The organism is Gimesia panareensis (assembly GCF_007748155.1).
Lineage (GTDB): Bacteria > Planctomycetota > Planctomycetia > Planctomycetales > Planctomycetaceae > Gimesia > Gimesia panareensis.
In genome coordinates, this window is the sequence record NZ_CP037421.1 from 376,859 (window position 1) to 397,145 (window position 20,287).

13 protein-coding genes are annotated in these 20,287 nt (G+C 53.0%); 2 read left to right on the top strand and 11 right to left on the bottom strand.

The genetic code is table 11. The features are described 5' to 3' along the window. Nucleotides 1-94: 94 nt before the first annotated feature. The 5 genes from Enr10x_RS01490 to Enr10x_RS01510 form a co-directional block, all read right to left on the bottom strand. Nucleotides 95-877: a class I SAM-dependent methyltransferase gene (locus Enr10x_RS01490; RefSeq protein ID WP_145103273.1), complete on the bottom strand. Its 783-nt coding sequence runs from the start codon at nt 875-877 to the stop codon at nt 95-97. Nucleotides 878-938: 61 nt separating this feature from the next. Then, entirely contained in the window at nt 939-1,790 is an 852-nt protein-coding gene (locus Enr10x_RS01495; RefSeq protein WP_197996352.1) for a phytanoyl-CoA dioxygenase family protein, read from the bottom strand. Nucleotides 1,791-1,827: 37 nt separating this feature from the next. Then, the gene (locus Enr10x_RS01500; RefSeq protein WP_145103279.1) at nt 1,828-2,520 is read right to left on the bottom strand and encodes a hypothetical protein; all 693 of its coding nucleotides are present in this window, start codon (nt 2,518-2,520) and stop codon (nt 1,828-1,830) included. 40 nt (nt 2,521-2,560) lie between these two features. Beyond that, nucleotides 2,561-6,757, bottom strand: coding sequence for a tetratricopeptide repeat protein (locus tag Enr10x_RS01505; RefSeq protein WP_145103282.1), 4,197 nt, complete (start codon nt 6,755-6,757; stop codon nt 2,561-2,563). A gap of 301 nt (nt 6,758-7,058) precedes the next feature. Next, a complete protein-coding gene (locus tag Enr10x_RS01510; protein ID WP_145103285.1) occupies nt 7,059-8,870 on the bottom strand; it encodes a flagellin N-terminal helical domain-containing protein in 1,812 nt (603 codons plus the stop codon). 1,378 nt (nt 8,871-10,248) lie between these two features. On the opposite strand from Enr10x_RS01510, the gene Enr10x_RS29810 reads away from it, so the two are divergent. Next, complete coding sequence (locus Enr10x_RS29810) at nt 10,249-10,395, top strand: hypothetical protein (protein ID WP_197994894.1); 147 nt, start codon at nt 10,249-10,251, stop codon at nt 10,393-10,395. Between the two features lie 26 nt (nt 10,396-10,421). Here the strand turns inward: Enr10x_RS29810 and Enr10x_RS01515 are convergent, their stop codons facing one another. Both Enr10x_RS01515 and Enr10x_RS01520 read right to left on the bottom strand, forming a co-directional pair. Then, nucleotides 10,422-11,567 (bottom strand): cysteine desulfurase family protein, encoded by a 1,146-nt coding sequence (locus Enr10x_RS01515; RefSeq protein WP_145447948.1) that lies wholly within the window; start codon nt 11,565-11,567, stop codon nt 10,422-10,424. A gap of 103 nt (nt 11,568-11,670) precedes the next feature. Further along, nucleotides 11,671-12,744: an AAA family ATPase gene (locus Enr10x_RS01520; protein WP_145103292.1), complete on the bottom strand. Its 1,074-nt coding sequence runs from the start codon at nt 12,742-12,744 to the stop codon at nt 11,671-11,673. 200 nt (nt 12,745-12,944) lie between these two features. Between Enr10x_RS01520 and Enr10x_RS01525 the strand changes: the two genes are divergently transcribed. Next, nucleotides 12,945-13,766, top strand: coding sequence for a 3'-5' exonuclease (locus Enr10x_RS01525; protein WP_197994895.1), 822 nt, complete (start codon nt 12,945-12,947; stop codon nt 13,764-13,766). Between the two features lie 14 nt (nt 13,767-13,780). Here the strand turns inward: Enr10x_RS01525 and Enr10x_RS01530 are convergent, their stop codons facing one another. From Enr10x_RS01530 to Enr10x_RS01545, 4 genes are all read right to left on the bottom strand, one after another. Beyond that, on the bottom strand, nt 13,781-14,863 hold the full coding sequence (locus Enr10x_RS01530; RefSeq protein ID WP_145447949.1) for a hypothetical protein: 1,083 nt from the start codon (nt 14,861-14,863) through the stop codon (nt 13,781-13,783). Nucleotides 14,864-15,064: 201 nt separating this feature from the next. Further along, nucleotides 15,065-18,520: a HEAT repeat domain-containing protein gene (locus Enr10x_RS01535; RefSeq protein ID WP_145447950.1), complete on the bottom strand. Its 3,456-nt coding sequence runs from the start codon at nt 18,518-18,520 to the stop codon at nt 15,065-15,067. 19 nt (nt 18,521-18,539) lie between these two features. Then, nucleotides 18,540-19,505 (bottom strand): aldose 1-epimerase, encoded by a 966-nt coding sequence (locus Enr10x_RS01540; protein WP_145447951.1) that lies wholly within the window; start codon nt 19,503-19,505, stop codon nt 18,540-18,542. A gap of 65 nt (nt 19,506-19,570) precedes the next feature. After that, nucleotides 19,571-20,137, bottom strand: coding sequence for a YqgE/AlgH family protein (locus tag Enr10x_RS01545; RefSeq protein ID WP_145103308.1), 567 nt, complete (start codon nt 20,135-20,137; stop codon nt 19,571-19,573). Nucleotides 20,138-20,287: the final 150 nt, after the last annotated feature.

The following is a 20,287-nucleotide window of genomic DNA, read 5'->3' on the forward strand; positions in this document are numbered from 1 at the left end:
AAGCTGCCGCTTGAATCGAGTCGCTGAATCTCAGCCTGCCAAACCGGTTTTCCGGTAAAGTTGAGGGATTATGCCGCTTGTTTCCCCCGGGGAGTTATTCAATGACGGCATACGACAGCGAAGTGGCAAACGGAAAGCGTTTGAGTCGCAGGTTGGGCAGTCCCAGGGTTTCCATCGCGGCCAGAGTTTCACCCGGGAACAGATCCATATTGAGTTCATCAAAGGCGATAATCGCCCCCTTGGGCATACGCGGGATGAGCAGTTCCAAGGCGACTTTGGTTGGCTCATACAGGTCGGCATCCAGGTGCAGGAGTGAGACTACCAGGTGTTGATTTTTTTCCAGGTATTCCGGGAGTGAGACGCTGATATCGCCTTTTACCAGTTCCACCTTGGAAATGTGGTTCAGGTAGCGGGTGGAATTATAGAGTTCCACCGCTTTCTGGATATCTTCCATGGCGTTCTCTTCCGATTTGAACCCGCCGACCTCCAGGTGTTCGCTGGTGCCGGTCGTGTCTTTGTCACTGAGCGAAGGAAATCCTTCAAAGGTGTCAAAGCCGATGATCTTACGCAGGTAATTGACCGGTTCCAGAATGGCACTGAAGTGTGCCCAGGCCATCAGGCTGGCGCCGCGGTGTACGCCGAGTTCCACGACGGAACCGTTGACTTCCAGCTGCTGTTGAAAGATTTCATAACGGGCCAGCAGTTTTGTAATCGACTGCCGCGAAACATATTTGGTAAACGCATCCAGCTTGTTCAGATTCGAACCGACGCTCGATTCCCAATACTGCTCTACGGCATTCAGCGCATCAAGGTCGCTGGTTGACTGATTTTGTGACTCACCAACGTTGCCGCGTAACAGGCCTTTTTTTTCTGCCATTGGATTCAGCTTAATTTGAAAGAGTGAAGTTGAGAGATTCGTGTCGTCAGGTTTATCCGTCTCAGGAAGCGGTCCGCTGCATGGCTTTGCGGGCATGCGTGATATCTTTGATCCGCCAGCCATCCTGGAGAAATTGAGGATCGCGCAAGTCGCGATACCGCAGGTTCAATACGAACCGGACATGCTCTGACTGATTCTTACTCGGGGTATGGGGCGTCAGGCTGTGAAACAACAGGACATCTCCCACATCCAGTGCCGTCGGCACGACGCGCTCGAATCCCTGGACCACGTCAGGCGGCAGCGAATGCCATTTGGTCCGAATCCCGTGATCATGTTCGTCGTGCGGTACCGGTGGCTTTTGGTGTTCTCCCAGCGCAAAGGTCAGACTGCCGTTCCTGTGATCGGTTTTCTGTAAGGGAGCGTAAAGTGTAATCGTGGAATAGGGACCTTCGTTGTAGTACCAGTCCTGGTGCCATGAAGCCAGATGCCATTCCGCGTCGGGCATGCTCATCAGAATGATGTAGCGGTCATGGATGGAAATTTCGGGTGAGAGCAGTTGTTTGAGGATTCCCATCAGTTTCGGGTGGGTTCCCGTGGCGTGCAAAGAGGGAGCGGCATTCATCGCATCATACAGAATACTCTGTGTGCCAGGGCAGCGTTGTTCGATCTGTCTCAGGCGATCACTGATCTGTGAGATCTGATTGGCGTTTTCCTCAACTTCCAGTCCAAAGTGCTGTTCGAGCAGACTCAAACGACCCGCCAGGTCATTGCGGAGAGGCAGGAATTCGTCGGGATCGAACAGCTGTTTGACCAGCAGGACACCATCGGCAGCATACTGTTCCAGCTGCTGCTCCGAGAGTTGATCACCGTCGGTCGGACAGTTCAGCGTACATACTTGATTGACGGGCAACATGATTACCATCCCTGGAATGATGCATGAAGTGAAATCGTTACTCTGAATAACCGAATTGAGTGACCAGTGGTTTGAAGAAACGATTGACCATCGCCTGTTCCGACTGGGAAAGTTCGTCACGCCATTTCCCGATGCACAGGGGTTGCACCACAGAGGTATCTGCAGTGTGTTCCTGGTCAATCCGGACCGATTGTCCCGTTGCGGGTTCGGTGGAGGCTGGCGCGGCTGGTTGTGTAGTCAGTTCAAGTACTTCTTCTGCGATCGCTGAGACGGCATCAAGTTTCAACAGAATGCCCAGCTGGGTCGCCATCTGGAAAATCAGGGCTTCCGCATTGTCGGCGATATGTTCGTAAGGAATGACCATGATCCCCGGCAGCGGGAGGGCATGATGGATTTCCTGGTAAGCGGAAACGGTCGACTCCACCGCGTCTGAGAACGAGGCCTGTTGCAGCTGCATGGAGGCAGAGACCACGTCCCGGGGGTCGCGATAATGATAGAAGGGACGGACGGCATCCTGTTGTGCGGCCTGAATCGCTTCCTCGGTCAGCAGGTCAAACTTCAGGATCATCCGCTCATGAATGTTCATCGTACCGATGATCTGATTCAGTTCTTCGATACTCTGCGGCTCCTGAACCTGGAAAGCGTAATTCTGGCTTTCCCAGATTTTTTTGAAGACTGCCTGAGACCAGTCTGTACCGGAATTCGGGATGCCGAAATTGAAGATAATCATTGTTCAATCCTGTCTCAGAATGAATCTGAAAAATGTCTGCTTACTGATTAAGGTCTGCATCGATCGAATCGAGGTTCCGTTCCTTTTGCGTCAGAAACTGAGGACGCGGAATCTGAGATTCGCTCCTGGTTTCCTCGCGACGATAAGGGTGACTGTCGTGGAAATAGTCGATCAGCTGTCCCTGGTATTCGATCAGGATGTTCTTATAGGGAATCTGATTGCGTTGGATTTCCAGTACGATGTCGGCGGCCCGCCACTGGGTGGCGATCAGAATGACTTCGACGGGATGTTCCAGCAGCCGGTCGCGGAAGTAAATTTCCTGTCCGGTGCCTGGTACAAACGTGCCGACCTTATTCATGTCTGAATCAATGACCGTGGGAAACCGCTGTTTGTCCAGCTGGTGCTGGTTGATGAAGGCGGCTGCTTTGCCGGTACCGCCCCAGATGGCTGTCTGTCTGCCGGAATCGGCCAGTTCATCAAACTGCACTGCGAGTTGAGTGGCGGACTGGCGGGCCCTTTCCTGGAAGGCGACCGCCTGGCGTGCCAGTTCCACCTGGTGCTTCTGCGGTTCGAAACTGGCCATGCCGTAAATCACTTCGCCATTGTAGCTGGTTTCAATCAGATCCACGTGGGTGGCACAGCGGGTCAACAGGCGCTCCAGCGACTGAGAGGTGAAGTGCGAATTATGTTCGTAGAAGAAATCGACCGTCCGGCCGGCTGCCAGCACGCCGTCGATACAGGGAACTTCGATAAACAGGCGGGTGGCACATTCCGCAACATTGGCAGCGAAAGCGACTTCCTGGGCGAAGCCCAGCGGGTTCATCAGATGTTCAAAGACGTGCCGACTGATAATCAGGTCAGGCTGCAGTTCTGCCAGATGGTGACCTGGTTCAAACAGCATATTACGGGCTTCGATCAGGCCTCCCTCGGTTTCAATTTCTGCATTGGGATCGAAGCCGATGAATTTCCCGGCAGGTATTTTCTTTGCCAGCGAACGGATCAGGTGTCCTTCACCGCAGCCGATTTCCACGACCGTTGGATTCTCCGGCAGGCTGGAGGAGATCAGGTCGCAGACTTTCTGCAGGTGTTCGGACCAGATCGCCCCTTTATTGAACATCAGGTTGGGTTTATCAGAGTAGGGCACCTTGGCATAATCGAAGGCCGCATTAGAGATGTGCCCGCAGTCAACGCACCGCATGAAATCATGGGGCAGCCGTTCCATGGCCTGGGCATCTTCCGTACTTTGAGGCCAGGCCAGTGTTGTCAAAGGCAGGAGCCCGCCATCAAAAAACTGGACAGCGATGTGATATCCGCAGGCCGGGCAGGTATAGTTCCGCATGGCCGAATTGAGAATTTTTGACTGATCTGCCGATTCTGACAGATGAGATGCAGCATCCATGCCGAGGTCCTTTTCAGTATCCGAACAGGTCTGAGTTGGTGAGTGAGTACGATCTGGAATCGTGTTTTGCAGTGCGGTTTGGAAAAAGGTCTCCATTTCACGCACCGTAGAGATGTCTTCAAAGATGAGATGACTTTTGGCGAGTATTTTGAGGCGGAGCTGATCGCGAAAGGCTTCGTCCGACCCAATGCGGCAGGCCAGCTCGATGTATTCTTCGATGGAAGAGACAATGCAGTCTTCCAGTCCCATCTGCCTGTAGATCGCCAGCATGCCGCGGCCGCGCATGTACTTTGCCGGCAGTGTGACCACGGGTGTGCCGATCGCCATTGACTGGTAGGAAGTATTGCCGCCCCCGAAGTGCAGAGGATCGAGCATCACATCGGAAATGTAGATCAGATTCAAGAAATCCGGAGTGGACATCCCTCTCAGGAAGTGGATCCGATCCACGACATCGGGGAAGGATTTCTGGAACCGTTCAACGAGCAGGTCTTTCCACCTGGAGGTCTGGTCGCGAATCATCACGATGCGTGCCTGGGGATCTTTCCTCAGGACGCCGGCGAGTACCTGATCGAATTCCGGATGAATCTTAAACAGTGTCTGCGGGCAGGCATAAACGTGATCGTCATCTGACAGGCCGAAGGCGGCCCGGGGTTTGATTTCTGCTGGCAGTGTCGGTCGGTAATAGTAGGATGGCAGACCTTTGAGCCGGACCAGCTGTTCGGTGTAATGGTCGTCCGCGTTTTCCGGTTCGATGAGATCACTGGAAATGAAATAGTCGATCGTTTTCAGGCCCGTCGTGATCGGATGCCCCCAGGTAACGCACTGAACCGGTGCGTGGCGGGTCGTTGCCAGCGAGAAAATGAAGGGGTCCATCCCGATATCGGCATAGAACAAGATGTCCAGTTCCAGACTTTTAAGAACCTCGTTAGCCTGCCTCAGGTCCACACCGAGAAAGACATACTCATCGGAATGATTACGGATCTCTTTGGCGACCGCGTCCGTATATTTTGTGGGAGTGATCGTGATCACATGATATTTTTCCCGATCAAAATTCTGGATGATGCCCTTCATTAAAGAGCCGATAGTGTGGTTGTAGAACAGGCTCGATATGAATCCAATCCGGATGCGGCTGTCGCGCTGGACGGTCGGTTCTTCGGGGTTCCAGCTGAGGTTGTTTTTGATCTGATACAGCCCCGCCATCCGTTCGATAATCGGGCGATCGTTGAATCCCTGATACGCGAGATAGAAAGTTCCCGGCGTGAGTTTGATCGAAGCATCGATCTGCACGTGATCTGCATGCAGCGCTTCGATTTTCTCTTCGAAGGCATCGCGGACTTCCTGGATGGCTTCCAGAGAGACTGGGATGGGAGGCAGCAGGCTGGCCAGGGCGAGACGGTATTCGGGTAACTGATTCAGTTCGTATGCTTTTTCCAGTGCCTGTTGTGCTTCCTGGAACATACCCATGGTCTGGTAAACGGTGGCCAGGTTGCAGTAGGAGGGCACATAAGTATCGTCGTACTTGACGGCTTTGAGGAAGCTCTTGAGTGCTTTTTTCACCTGCCGGTTCTGGTTCTGGACGTGCCCCTGGTAATTCCAGAGCACAGCATTTTCCGGGTGATGCTCCAGTCCTTCTGTAACATGCTTCTCCAGTTCTCGATTCCGCAACTGTCGGGAATACAGCTCGAGCAGGTTCAGGCGTGACGGAAGGTGTTCCGGTTCCAGGGCAACCAGCGATTCAAAATAGCCTACCGCGGAACCGATTTTATTCTGTCGCATGCGGACTGAACCCATGCCGAACAGAGAAGCCGTATTGGTCGGATCGCTCTGATAGAGGCTCTGGAAAATATCATACGCGTAATCCAGATCGCCGATCGAAGCGACCAGTGAACCCAGATGAAACGCAGCGCCGGGATGATTGGGGTGCTTGTCCAGCACTTCCCGATAAGTGATCATGGCATCCTGGATCTGTTTTGATTCTTCCAGTGCTTTCCCGATGTGGAACAGGATTTCCATATTTTCGGGGGCCAGCTGCAGCGCATCGCGAAAACAGGCCAGGCCAGTCTCGAAGTCTTCCTGTTCCACATAAATGATGCCCAGGTTATTCAGGATTTCCCAGGAGTTCGGCTGCAATACCGCTGCTTTTCTGAGGACAGCGATGGCCCGCTCATACTGTTTTTGTACAGAGAGAAAGACGGCGTAGTTCTTGAGCGTATCCAGATGCTGTGGTGCCAGCTCGAGAGCTGCCTGATATTCTGCTTCCGTAGCGACAGGATCGTCCGCTTTGGCCAGCGTGTTGGCCAGATTGAAGTGGGCGATGTGTCGTTGAGGAGCCTGCTCTACCACTTGCCGACAGACCGTGATGGCTTCATCGATCTGATCGGTTTCCATAAGCAGATTGCCCAGATTGATCAGTGCATCCAGATAGAGCGGCTTGAGTTCCAGCGCCCGCCGGTAGAACCGGACTGCTTTTTCCTGTTTCCCGGAGACGGCCAGTGTGATCGCCAGATTGTAGACAAACGCGGCATTGTTCGGTTCCAGCTCGATGGCGCGTTCGTAATTCTGGATAGCATCATCGAAACGCCCCAGTGCCTTGCAGGCGGCGCCACGGTTGGAAAAGAAGGAGCCGATGCCGTCGTTCCGACAGATCGCGCGGGTGATGAAATCGATGGCTTTTTCAAACTGTTTCAGATGCAGATAGACAACCCCCAGCAGGTGCAGGGCATCAACCTGTCCTGGATCATGCTGCAGCACTTTGCGGTAGAGTTCCTCGGCTAAAGGCAGGTTCCCCGCCTGGTGCTGCTTAACGGCAGTGGCCAGTAATTCCTGAGGTGAAGGCATGACTTCTGCTTTCAATCATGATACTGATTGAAAAGGTTTCAATCTGAGCTGATACTGACAGCCTGATCTGGGCAGGCTGGTTGAGTTTTCCGGTTATTCTGTTTGTATCGGCTGTGGTGGGGGGATAGATAAGCGGTTTCTTGAACCGGAGCCAAATCAGCCTGAAACGGGGGGAGATTACTTCAGTGGATGCCAAAGACAGGAAGAATGGGTAAATGAGAAAAGCACTGTCCAGCTTATGATGGACAGTGCTTTTCTGTTTCGTTTCAAATTATCAGTCGGTAATCGACTCGCTCAGGGACTATCTGAGCAGACTCAATACCTGCTGTGGGTTCTGGTTGGCAATCGAGAGAACCGAAATACCAGCCTGGTTCAGAATCTGAGCTTTGGTCATGTTTGCGGTTTCGACGGCGAAGTCGGTGTCCACAATCTGACTGCGGGCCTCAGAAATATTTTCCAGAGCTACACCCAGTGAAGAGACGTTGGTTTCGATCACGTTTTTCTGAACCGCACCGAGACGACCACGGAGAGTCGAAACACGGTTAATTGATTCTTCAATGATGTTCACCAGGTCTGAACCGGGGACTGAAGGACCGACGTCCAGCAGGCTCTTTCCACCGCCCGAACCGATTTCGAACAGCTTACCGGAAACCCCACCCAGACGGGCCGTGTTGACCGCTTCAATACCGATACCAATCTGACCAGCGGCAGACACGTCCTGACCGATCTGGAACAGTGAACCACCACCAGTGATTGTCAGGCTGGCTGTGTTATTGACCGTATTGGCAGCCGAAGTAAAGGAGAATGAAGCGTCGAGCTGCTGAGAACGGATGTTGGCAGTCAGACCGGAACCCTGGGCCACCTGGCCGTTGATACGGGTTACGATGTCTGTTCCAATGGCCCGTTGCAGAGCGTTATTGTCAGTGACATTGTCGACCGTGTTGAACGTACCGTTGAGCACGTTCACATCGACGAACTCATCTGAGCCATAGTTTCCGGCACTGAAGGTCAGGTAAGCATTGGTACCACCAGACAGAGCAGCAGCGGCTTCTGCTTCGACCACACCGGAACCGTCACCTTCCTGAGCCGTGGAGATCAGGGCGTTGACATCAGCGTTACCATCCAGCAATGTCTTGATGGAGGCAGCATTAGATGAAATATCACCGTTCGCCAGTGTTCCCAGGCTGACCACAATCGTAATATCAGTATTGGTATTACTGAATGAGATGTTGGCTGTAGCACTGTTGGCCGACGGGTCGACGAACTGAACTTTGATGTTCTGTCCGGTATCGCCGAGCACGCTGTCTGAAGTCCGGGCATCGGTAAAGGTCAGACCGGAGTTGGTGGCGTTGGCGTTATTGAAGGACAGGTTGCTGGCGACTTTGTTGGTCTTGGTCGCTGTCACACCAGTAATGTCACTCACGCCGTTCACAGCGTCTTTGACGTTATCAAGTGAGCTGGAAGCACCCAGGAACAGCACCTGGCTACCGCTTTTACCGCCGACTTCGATTGTGGTGGCACTGGCCAGACCGCCGTCAACAGCACTGTAATCCAGGCTGGCCTGAGTTGCAGCGGTGACAACAGTTGCGTCCAGAGTAATCGAACTGCTGGAACCAAAAACAGCTTCGTTCACCTGGTAGTCAGACAGCTTAGCCGAGTCGGTGGCAGAAGCCTGAGTACGGAAGGCCTTACTCCCATCGATCAGCTTGTCACCAGCGAAGGAAGTATTCGCTGAAATACGGTTGATGGCTGATAAAGCGGTATCGATCTGGAGCTGGTTCGCTTCGATTTCGTCCTGTGACAGAGCACCTTCGTTCAAACCTTCCTGAACCAGACCACGAACCTGGTTCAACAGGTTGGTGACTTCGCCCAGAGCAGAGTCAGCAGTCGCAATCACGTTGCTGGCACGGTTTGAGTTTTTGATGGATTGTTCAATTGCAGAAACCTGAGAACGCAGAGTTTCGCTGGCAATCAAACCGGAGGGGTTATCTTTACCAGAGTTAATTTTCATACCAGTGGACAACCGCGTCAGTGAGGTGTCCAACAGGCTTGTTGACTTATTCAAACTACGTAAGCCTCTCAGCGCGGCAACGTTAGTATTAATTCGTGTCATGGCAAACAGCCTTTCTCACTTGTAATGAAAGCTCCCTAGGGGTTTCAAGGTTAGAGCTACTATATAATTTCAATTCTCGAGCAGTGCTGAAACCGCCCGCAGACATTAGTTTTCGTTCCTGTCATATCCGAGAAATGTGGATCTAATTCATCTGTCGTGACAGGAGTCCTCGAACTGATGTGGCTTATCTTTCCATAACAAAACCATTCCAGATTCAGATGATGCAATGGATGAGCAGAGGGAATCTGCGCATGCACGCTCCTTAACTATCGGAATGTTACTTTGGGTAAATTAAGTGACTCTGGTGTTTTTTTGAAAATAAACCGATCTCTCCGTTTTCCCCTGCAGGAAAGGATGAGTTGTAACTGTTATCCGATCCTTCATCAAAAGTTCGGCTATGACTCCCATAGCGTGAGAGAGGAAAATGGTGATCGTGACAGGCAATCGGACATAAAGAGCGCGGCAGTCGTTATGATCGTTACGGTTTACCTGACAGGAATCTGCCCTGGTTGCGAGACGGGCAATGTCTGCTTAATTGTAAAAGTTTTACATAAACTCCGGCGCTAAATTCGTTTGAACCTGCCAGGCTCAGAAACCGTTCTTTAATCGAATAGAGAATCAGGGCAGGAAGTCGGTTGTCATGGCGGGCCTTTCTCGTTTCTTTGTGCGGGTCTCAATTCTCAGTTGCCTGTGTCTTCAGAATCAATCGAATCGAAAGCAGGTGTGGTTGTTCTCTCTGAATTCCAAGCCAGCTGATCTACTGCAGGGTCTGTCAGAGGCGGAAGGCTCCTGGAACGAGTTGGCATTTCTCAGGTCAGTGCAGGTTTGATTGTCAGTGTTTCTTTGAACTGACTTTCTATGCTTTGTGAAGAACGGCTCTGATTTCACATGAGAGCATTTTATGCCTGCTATTGCAGAGTTATTGATTATACGGGTTAATGACAATTCTTCTGATGAATGCAGGTCGTATCAAATGAACTTAGTTCGCACACTCGCTGAATCACTTCATGCAAAAAGTCATCGCTTATTGCTCAAGATCGCTGATCGGCAATGACGATCCATTTTTCATATCTTGCCAAAAGCGAATCCGCGACCACAGGTGGTTGAATAATCAGACAGACGATGTCGAAACGGTTGATGGAATAAATAAAAAGAATCATATTTCACCTGCACCGGTCCATTCGCTCGCCAAGATAAAATCATCCTAAGCAGACCATAATCATAAATCGCATACCTTAGGGAGCAGCATCGCATGCCTTTGTGTCCCCAACACACTAGTCAGCAGGTTAAGGAAGCCCATTCACGATTAGGACGATCACTTGTCAAAATTCAGAAAGCCCGTCATGACTCAACAGTAGAATCAGAAAACCTCAAAAGCATGTTCCAGACCTGGGAACAGAAGTGGATGCATCGTCGTGAGCTGATTGCCAGCCGCATCCAGACGATTGAAGCACAATTAAAAGAACTGGGTGAGTCCGACCTGCCTCTGCCTCAGTTCACCATTTTTGACGATCCGGGCGAATAAGCCCGGGCAGGCCACCCCGGCGTCATTTAATTCCTGAGCTGGTTCACAATCTGACTGATGCGGCGGATGGCTTCGTCGATTTCCTCTTCCGTATTGAGGAACGAGAGGCTCAGTCTGACAGCGGATCGGTAAACCGGCTCGGGACAGCCCATCGCCAGCAGTACCGGAGCGGGATCCCGGGAACCGCTGGCACAGGCGCTGCCCAGTGAGCAGGAAATGCCCGCGAGGTCCAGTGAGATTAACAGGGCCTCTCCATCCAGTCCGGGAAAAGAGACGTTCAATGTGTTCGGCAGCCGGTGTTCCTGCGAGCCATTGATCACAACCGGCGGGCATTGCTCGCTCAAACCCTGTTGCAGGCGATCACGGAGTGCCGCCATTTGTTGTGCCCGCTGCTCTTGATCGCGGACGGAACACTCCAGGGCACGGGCCATTCCTGCTGCCAGGGCCACCGGTTCGGTCCCCGCCCGTTTGCCCCGTTCCTGGTGACCGCCGGTAATCTGAGGCAGCAGTCGGGCTCCTTCTTTGACGATCAAGGCACCCACGCCCCGCGGCCCGTGAAATTTATGTGCCGCCAGACTGACTGCGGTGGCACCTGAATCGTGAAAATGAAAGGGAATTTTGCCGATGGCCTGCACACAATCGAGGTGCAGGGGGATGCGGTGCTGCTCACACAGTGCCGCCAGTGGGGCGACGTCCTGAATCACGCCGGTCTCATTATGGGCCAGGATCATTGTCGCCAGTTGAATCTGCTGCCAGTCGAACTGTTCCAGCGCCGATACGTCGATCCGTCCGTCCGGGGCCAGGGGGATGATTTTCTGCCTGACCCCCCGGGGAGCCAGTCTGCGGATCGTATTGACGGTCGCCGGGTGTTCGCCTGCGGTTAATGCGATCTCGCCGGGCGTCCCGCTGAGGAATCCCTGAATGGCCAGATTGATCGATTCGGTACCGCCGCTGGTAAAGATGACTTCCTGCGGATCCGCTCCCACTAGCGAGGCCAGCAGTTCGCGGGCATCTTCCAGCACGCGCCGCGACTGGCGCCCGTCGGCGTGGGTACTGCCCGGATTGGCGTAGTGGGTGCGGTACTCTTTTGCCACCAGGTCGATGACTTCGTCCAGCGGTGGGGTCGTGGAGTTGTTATCCAGAAAAATCCGTTGTGCAGCGGGAATCGACATGACAGGCCTGTATTCAGATTACCTGAAACATCGTCAGGCAAAAATGAGATGCACTCTCGTACTATATATAATGGCGGTTTTGAGCCGCGCCGGTTCTGTGCGTTTAACCTTTGGCCGCTTCCTGTGCCTGAACTTTGAGCTTGTTGGGGACATGCTCGATCAGCATATCGATGATATCGTCTGTCGCCAGCCCCTTACTGTCCGCCTGGAATGTGGTCACAATCCGGTGTCGGAGTACTGCGTGTGCCACCGACTTGATATCTTCGGTGGAAACATGGAAGCGGCCTTCCAGGATGGCTCGCGCCTTGGCGCCCAGAATCAGGAACTGACCCGCGCGGGGACCTGCTCCCCAGGACAGATATTCTTTGACGAATTTGGGAGCGGTTTCCTCTCCCGGTCGTGTGGCACGAACCAGGTCGCGGGCATATACGAATACGTGTTCTGCCACGGGGACCTTCCGTACAACTTCCTGCAGAGCCAGAATCTGACGACCTGTCAGGGCGGCTTCCAGTTCCGGTTTCTGGGTTCCGGTGGTCTGTTTGAGAATCATCAGTTCTTCTGCCGCGGAAGGATAATTCACCACGACATTGAACATGAAGCGGTCCAGCTGTGCTTCGGGGAGCGGGTAAGTTCCTTCCTGCTCGATCGGGTTCTGTGTGGCCAGTACAAAGAAAGGTTCGGGCAGCCGATACGTATTGGATCCTACGGTAACGTGGCGTTCCTGCATCGCTTCCAGCAGAGCCGCTTGTGTTTTGGGGGGAGTCCGGTTGATTTCATCCGCCAGCAGAACGTTCGTAAACAGTGGGCCCTGCATGAACTGGAAGCTGCGATGCCCGGTTTCCGGATCATCCTGCAAAACGTCGGTCCCGGTAATATCAGAGGGCATCAGGTCGGGTGTAAACTGAATGCGACGGAAAGAGAGATGCAGAATTTTGGCAATCGTGCTGACGAGCAGTGTTTTGGCAAGCCCTGGCACGCCGACAAGCAGACAATGGCCGCGGCTGAACAGCGAAATCAGAATTTCATCCACAACCTCGGTCTGGCCGATGATTACTTTGCCGATTTCGTCGCGCATCAGCAGATAGGCATTTGCCAGACCACGGATGGCCTGGGCTTCCAGATCTTTTTGTGCGTCTTCGTTTTCTTCAACCATCAGATGCTCATCAGGGTTGGTCATGTCCACCACAGCCTTATCAAGAAAAAAACAAACTGCTATAAACGCTTTTTATTGTTTATACTTATCAGCAGAACCGATTGGAAGGGGCCGTTTGTCACCTCACCGCGGTCTGACAACATCAGTGGAGACAGTTGTGCTCCAGTTTGTCGGTTAAGTTCCAGCATTATCGTAACTTAGGTCAAAAAAAGCGAGTAAGAAACGTGTCCCAGTCTCAAGTAGCTTATCTGGTGTTTGATGTCGAAGCGATCGCGGATGGGGACCTGATTTCCCGTGTGCGGTACCCGGGGGAGAACTTATCAGCCGGGGAGGCACTGGCGAAGTATCAGGAGGAGCAGATCGAAGCGACGGGCAGCAATTTTATCCCGGCGACCTTCATGCTGCCGATTTCCGTTGCAGTCGCCAAGCTGTCTGCCGACTACCGTCTGCAGGATTTGACGGTCCTGGACGCGCCTGAGTTCCGTCCGCACGTCATCACCGGCAAGTTCTGGCAGGGCTGGAGGCATTATGGCCAGCCCACGTTTGTGACCTTTAACGGTCGGGGTTACGATCTGCCGGTTCTGGAACTGGCCGCGTATCGCTACGGGATCACATTGCCGGAATGGTTTAATGTGGAAGCCCGCAGTTTTGATCAGTCCCGTAATCGTTACAATACCACCGCTCACATTGATTTAATGGATCTGTTTTCCAACTTTGGAGCCGCCCGCATGACAGGGGGGCTGAATCTGCTGGCGAACCTGATCGGCAAGCCGGGCAAGACCGGCATCGACGGATCCAAAGTGCAGGAGATGTACGATACGGGCCAGGTCGATGAAATTAACGATTATTGTCGTTGTGATGTGCTGGATACCTACTTCGTGTTTCTCAGATCACGGGTGTTGACCGGTCATCTGAGTCTGGATGAAGAGCAGGAGATTGTGACCGCCGCGTATCGTTATCTGGAACGGGAAGCCGAGAAAAACGAGAGCAAAGCCTACCAGCATTACCTGGAGCACTGGGGAGACTGGGAGCCGCCGGAAGAATAGTGTCCGTTACCGATTCATTTCTTATAGTGAATCTGGATATCGGAGAGCAGGAATTCCGCGATGTGGTTCTTCCTGGTCTCGCTGATGCGGACCGGCAGTGGCTGCCGGCTGCTGAATTCGAGTTCCACACTTTCCCAGTCGGGCCGCGGCGCATCGGGATGCGGTTTGAGCTTTAAAGTGACAAACTGGGGGGATGCTGATTCTGTCTCTTCCGCGTCAAATTCGATCGTGAAAGATTCAATCTGGAACGATTTCTGATCGACGTCGATTAACCAGCCGGGCAGCACTTCCAGATAAGCCTGTTTTTCTTTCTCTGTTGTCCTGTCTGAATTGCGGTATGACGGAGGCAAAATCAAGGCTGGCTGCTGTTGTCCGCGTTTGAAGATGGTGATGCCATTCCCCAGTCGAACGGACTCAATGCGAGTGGATTCAGTCACCCAGCGTGCGACCAGTTTCTCGATCTGCTGGAGTTCGGCCGGATTGCGGTCTTCCGCACTGTAGCGGGAAAAGGAGACCCGTTTGATGGGTCCCTGTCCCTGTTGTGTGGGTTGTACCTCGGGAAAAATCGCTTTCGCGACGGTTTGTTTGACCAGGTTGGGTGTGTTGCTGGCAGGGACTTGTGTGATCTGTTTCTCTTTCAGTGCCGTCAGTTCTATCGAGGCAAAGCGGTTGTTCTGCCGGGCCAGACGAGTCTGGAACTTCAGTGATTCCGGCAGCATCGAACGTGGGTTGATCTGGAGTTCAAAAGGGCGACAGAGCCGGCGGGTGAGTACATCCCGGGGCTGGCCTTTGAGGATAATGCTGTTTTGCGACCGGCTGACGACCTGCCATTGATATTCGGTGTTCAGTTTCTCAAAGGAGACCTGCTGCTGGAATTCAGAAATCAGTGCGAGCTCATGTCCGGTAAAATAGGCCTGGTTCTGCTGCTTGAACTGTTCAACCGCTGATTGAGGTGTCAGCGGAGACAGAAAGCGGGAGGCAGCTGCCCACTGTGTGAGGATCGAGTTGACCGGATTCTGTTGCTCAGCAGAGACAGAGTAGACGGACGAAAAGATCAGCAGGGTCAGACCACAGGCAATTAAGGGATGACGACGCATCGCGATACTCATTTGGATAGGGGATTTCGAGAGAAAGAAAGGCAGATCAGCAGCGGAGAGGCAAACAGAGGTGGGCCGAAATGTAGCAGAAAAGCTGTTTTACGGAAACGGCAATCTGCGTGCGAAATGAGTGGCGGTGTGTTGCTTTTGTTGTGGTAATAAGCTGTTAGACTGCAGGGGGTTAGTGTGACTGCCCTGTTGTTATCTGAGTGCCGCAGCTTTCTTTTCGATCTGTTGCACCAGCTTGCGGAAGTCGGGCAGATTCTGTAATTCTGCGAGATCCGGATCTTTCTGCATCCAGTCGGCATCGTTGAAACCGAGTCGTGAGGCAGCTGCGAGATACTGAATGGCCTTCTTCTGATACTCGGCTATCTGCTGCTGGATGGCGGGAGTTTTGGTCTGGTCTTTCAGGTTGATCAGCGCCCGTCCGAAGACACAGGCTACGTTGTATTGGAACAACGCGTCCTGTTCAAATTTTTTCAGCTGACTTTCGACAAACTGAATTGCTTTGTCTTCCTGGTGGTTATAGACCATGCAGATGGCCAGCCCGGTAATCGCCTGCGAGTTTTCGTTATCAAGATTGTAGGCTTTCTGGAAATCGTCTTGTGCCGCCTTCCAGTCCTGTTTCATCAGGTTGGAATGTCCGCGGCCGGTATACGCATCGAGGTTTTTGTGATTGGCTCGAATAATCCGGTCGTAGACTTTGATCGCCTGATCCCATAGTTCCGCATCATTGTAGATCTGCGCTTTCCTCACCTGGATATCCGGATCATTTGGTTTGAGCTGAATGGCTGCATCACAGGCTGCGATGGCCTCATCAATCTGTTTCAAATCCCGGTAAATATACGCTTTGGTCAGATAAGCGTAGATCGAGTTTTTATCGATTTTCAGGATATCATCACAGACCGCCAGTGCCTGGTGCTCGCGTTTGAGTTTGCGTAACAGCGTGATTTTGCTGGAATAGGCTTTCATCTGCCGGGAATTGGCTTCGATGGCCCGATCGTATGTTTTCAGCGCCTCATCGGGACGATTGAGTGAGATTTCCAGATCCGCTTTGAAATCATAGATCGACATGTAAGTGGGATTGGCCTCGATGCAGGCATCATAGGTCGCCAGCGCCTGATCGTGCTGTTTCAGCCGGGAGTAATGCGACGCGAGTACGGTATAGCCATAAGGATCCTGGGGCGCGATTTCGATGGCTTTTTTTAATTCTACCAGGGCAGCCTGGGGCTTGTCCTGATTGCTGTAAAGCAGACCTTTGGTGACATACAGTCGTGCGTGCATGTCATCAATTTCCAGGGCCTGATCCACGGTTTTCAACCCGGCGTCGTATTGTTTGAGCGTGTTCTGGGTATTGGCCTTGGCCAGATACGCGGGTACCAGCAGTTCATCAATGCTGATCGCGGTATCGTATTCTTCGAGGGCCTCCTTGTATTCCTTGCGGCGGTGCAGCTGTTCGCCTTTTTTAAGATAAAAGTTTCCCGGAGAACGCTGATAAATATTGTCCATGGCGTTCTGAGCGGCGCGCTTTTTGTCCGCATTTGTCCCGGCCAGCCTCGCTTCCATAATGGTGCGGCGGGCTTCCGGAGTGCCGATCGTGGACAGGGCACCAAAGATGGTGTTCCATGTCGAGGACTTACTGGCCTTGTCCAGACCTTCTGCCAGCACCTGGACAGCCTCTTGCGTACCGGAATTTTTCAGTCCGGAGACAGCGCCATTTACAATTGTGTGATTGCTGTCAGTCAGTGCCTGTTTTGCCAGTTCGAAGAACTGGGGAGACTCCAGTTTCTGGAGCGTCGAGAGGATCAGCAGTTTTTCGGTGGGTAAAGCACGGGGATAGTATGCGAGAAACCTGGCTTCGACCGATTCATCGCCGATGGAAGCGATTGTTTTAATCAGCGAGATTTTCAGGCCGGCATCCAGTTTGTCTTTCTCCAGATGCTGGAACAGCAGCGGAATGGCCCGGGGGTCTTTCATGCGGTCAATGAAGGTCAGCATTTCGGTAGTGGGGGCCGACTGCTGCAGCTGTTGCAGCACATAATCCATGGCCAGCGATTCACTGGCGTTGTCCCGGCGTTTGATCAGTTCCTGAAAGGCGACCTGGCGAATTTCTGCCTGGGGAGACTTCAACGCGTTGCTGAGCACTTCGAAGAGTCTGGGGTGGCCGTTCAGCACCAGCGCGCGAATCGCCGCCTGGCGCAGTTCCTGATTGTCGCTGTCCAGATACTCATAAATGGCCGCCCCCCACTCGGGACGGGGATTACGGGCGATGACTCCAATGATGATTTTCTGCGATTCAGGAGGATGCGATTTCAGGATCTTGAGCAGTGCCTGCTGACCGCCGGAGTAACGGGATTCTGCCAGGCTGGCGATCGCCATTTCAAACAGGGGCCCCGGGGGCGTCTGTGCGACTTCCACCAGCTTCTGAAATGCGCGGGGGTCTCCCAGGTAACGCAATGCATACAGGGCTGCTTCCTGAACGCGGGGGTTCTTATGGGAAGTCAGCTCCAGGACCAGCGGGAGCTCTGCATTGGTTAACTGCCGTCCCCCGCTGATCAGGGCGGCGACTTTGATGGCTGGTGAACCTTCGCGGATCTGTTCGGCAATTTTTTCACGGGGGAGCACTTCCATTGCGCTGTCGAGTGCAGCATGAATGGCGGCTTCTTCGGTGGCATGAGTCACCTGGGGCGCTGGTCCACCCAGGTAAGGCACACTGACGTCTTTAAAAGCTTCTCCCGACAGGTGCAGTTCTGTGATGACAGCAGGAAACAGAGGGAAGGGCACACCCATGACGGTATTCGTCCCCAGGGAGGCTGCGATCCGGGGTAACCATTGTTTGACATTCGGTTCGATCTGAGTCTGCTGATCTGGAAAGTAGAGAACAAAGCGTTTGATATTCTTGAGGGTCAGTTCATCCACCAGCTTGACCAGACTGCCGACATTGATCGAATTCAATTCCCCGGTGATGGTCAGTTCTGCCAGGCAATGGCTGGGGCCCAGTAACTGTGTTTTGTATTTGAGCTTTCCCAGTTCAAAACGATTCACGTTCAGCACGAGAGGCTGACCGTCTACAGTCACATGAAATTCAAAATCCGAAATCCGGGGGCCGGCCGGCAGATCTCCCAGCACGATCCATAAGCTTCCCTGTTTGCCGGGAGGAACTTCGACGGCATCCTCAAATTTCAACTTATTGAGTTGCAGGTTCTTTTTTCCCAGCGAGACACTTTGGTTGCTGAGATTTGAGGGTAGACCGGCAAAGGGATGTGGCTGGCCATCCACGAATGCTTTGACCTGTTCTCGCTCCAGCTTCACCGTTTTGGAACTGTCGTTAACGAGGGTGAGCTGCGTCAGTAAATAATGGTAACCATAGGGAGCCCGATTATACCTGATGCCTTTCAGGGAATCTTCGAGGACCAGGAACAGTTTTGATTCCTTCGTCAGGGGGGGCTGATGTGCCGGTTTTTGATTACGGCTTTTTAAGAGGGCTTCGATCTCATTCAGGTTCTGGCGGAACCGGGCATTCGTCTGATTCTGTTCTCCCGCTGAACGAACCGGTTGGATGGGACTCTTCGTTTGCGCGGTGACCAGGGAGGGCATCAGCAGGCACGCGATCAGACAGAGTGTCACACTGCGGGAAAAATCGAATCGAATTTGCATACGGTGCTTCTCCGCTTTATCAGACAATCACTTTACCGGCCCGAATTTCGATCCAGGTCTTAATTTCCGATTCGGGGGGCAGAACCCGCAGGCCGGTTTCCTGTGCTTCATCCCTCAGATTGATGGCATTGGTCACGCAGGTATAAGGCTCCAGGCAGATACAGTTCCGCTCGGGAGGGGTGAAGACCACCAGTTCGGAGAACATGCTGTCATAGTCCTGGGTGACCACCAGGCCCGACTGTTCGTCCATGATCAGACATTCGTACTGCTCGATGTCTTCCGGCAGGCCGCTGAGAATATCATCGGCTTTGAGCTGGTCGAACCAGGCTCCTTCGCGCAGGTCGCGGGCAGGCTGGATCGGTTGTTTGTCGCCTGTGGGCAGGCAGTCGGAGAGGATCCACTCTTCCGTTGCCGGCGATTCAATCAGACAGTTTTTCAGGCTCCCCTGCTCCGAGAGAGGGACTTTGAAATAAGGGTGGGTGCCCAGTCCCCAGGGGATGGAAGTTGTACCAGGATTCCCGATCCGGAAGTCAGCTCGCAGGGTCGCTCCTTTGACTTCGTACCGGACTTCGATGAAGACATCTCCCGGCCAGTAAGGCAAACGTTGTTTTCCATCGATGCTCAGCTGAAACTGGGCGATGGCGAATGATTCTTCATGGGCAATCACGCGCCAGGGCAGGTCCAGGCAGAAGCCGTGAATGGCGTTCCCGGTTTTATCGTGATAGGTATTTTCGGGCGGTAGTTCATAGGTGGTCCCTTCCCACTGGAAGCGGCCTTTGGCAATCCTGTTGGGAAAAGGAAACAGAATCGGGATCCCGCTGCTGCTGGGGCGTTGTGCGCCGGTCTCGAATTCGGGATGGGAGTCGATCACGTCGATGCATTTTCCATCTACCATCGCCTGGAACTGGTAACAGTTGAATCCCAGTTCAGGGAGGATGCGAGCTGTGGAGCCGGTTTCCGGATCAGTAATCTGCAGGGGCGTCATAGATTGAAGTCGATTCGTTTCTGGGTGTTATTCAGGGAGAGTAGTCTGTGTACGAACCAGGGAGCTCAGTTCCATTCCGGATGGGCTGTTTCCTGAGGAAGAAAACGTCGTTCTTCCATCGCCCGGCCATGCAGGATGTCCCACAGTTCGTAGGGGTCAATTTCGAAAATATCTGCTGCGGTGGCAGGGGTCGTGAGCCAGTCCATCCGATAGATTTCGGATTCGAGCTGCAGTGGTGCCCAGCCTGCGCATCCGAAGAAAATGCGAAAGTCCAGATTGGGATCACCTTCGGAGATCCGCCAGACCACCTGTTCGAAAACTTCCGGGCTGCTGCCCATGAACAGATCGGGAACGATGGCATCGTTCGCTTTTTCCAGATCGCCGGCATTGTGCAGGGCGAACATGCCGTTCGGCTCCACTGGGCCACCCATAAAAACGAGGTCTTCCAGTTTGGGCATGTCGAAGTATCTGGACAACGCGTTGGTGATCGAAAACGAGGATGGACGATTCACAATCAGACCGGTGGCGCCCTGTTTGTTATGTTCCACAATCAGTACGACCGATCGGTAAAAATTCTGATCATTGAGTTTCCGGGATGCGATTAAAAAGTGTCCCTTTAACGATTTCAGCATAAAGCGAATTCTTCTCCTGTTGTTCAGAACGGAATTCCGGAATGGTCGGGGAAATTTCCCCGAGTGCACAAAAAGTATTATATCTGGACAAAAGCTGAAAAAACAGAGTTAGATTTCTGACCCGTAAACGCCCTTCCTGTGTCAGGGAGA

Excerpts from the sequence above, each read along its gene's own strand:
- Enr10x_RS01535 (WP_145447950.1), bottom strand. The coding sequence starts at position 18,520 with ATGCAAATTCGATTCGATTTTTCCCGCAGTGTGACACTCTGTCTGATC.
- Enr10x_RS01510 (WP_145103285.1), bottom strand. The coding sequence starts at position 8,870 with ATGACACGAATTAATACTAACGTTGCCGCGCTGAGAGGCTTACGTAGT.
- Enr10x_RS01545 (WP_145103308.1), bottom strand. The coding sequence starts at position 20,137 with ATGCTGAAATCGTTAAAGGGACACTTTTTAATCGCATCCCGGAAACTC.
- Enr10x_RS29810 (WP_197994894.1), top strand. The coding sequence starts at position 10,249 with ATGTTCCAGACCTGGGAACAGAAGTGGATGCATCGTCGTGAGCTGATT.
- Enr10x_RS01495 (WP_197996352.1), bottom strand. The coding sequence starts at position 1,790 with ATGTTGCCCGTCAATCAAGTATGTACGCTGAACTGTCCGACCGACGGT.
- Enr10x_RS01490 (WP_145103273.1), bottom strand. The coding sequence starts at position 877 with ATGGCAGAAAAAAAAGGCCTGTTACGCGGCAACGTTGGTGAGTCACAA.
- Enr10x_RS01520 (WP_145103292.1), bottom strand. The coding sequence starts at position 12,744 with ATGACCAACCCTGATGAGCATCTGATGGTTGAAGAAAACGAAGACGCA.
- Enr10x_RS01530 (WP_145447949.1), bottom strand. The coding sequence starts at position 14,863 with ATGCGTCGTCATCCCTTAATTGCCTGTGGTCTGACCCTGCTGATCTTT.
- Enr10x_RS01515 (WP_145447948.1), bottom strand. The coding sequence starts at position 11,567 with ATGTCGATTCCCGCTGCACAACGGATTTTTCTGGATAACAACTCCACG.
- Enr10x_RS01505 (WP_145103282.1), bottom strand. The coding sequence starts at position 6,757 with ATGCCTTCACCTCAGGAATTACTGGCCACTGCCGTTAAGCAGCACCAG.
- Enr10x_RS01500 (WP_145103279.1), bottom strand. The coding sequence starts at position 2,520 with ATGATTATCTTCAATTTCGGCATCCCGAATTCCGGTACAGACTGGTCT.
- Enr10x_RS01540 (WP_145447951.1), bottom strand. The coding sequence starts at position 19,505 with ATGACGCCCCTGCAGATTACTGATCCGGAAACCGGCTCCACAGCTCGC.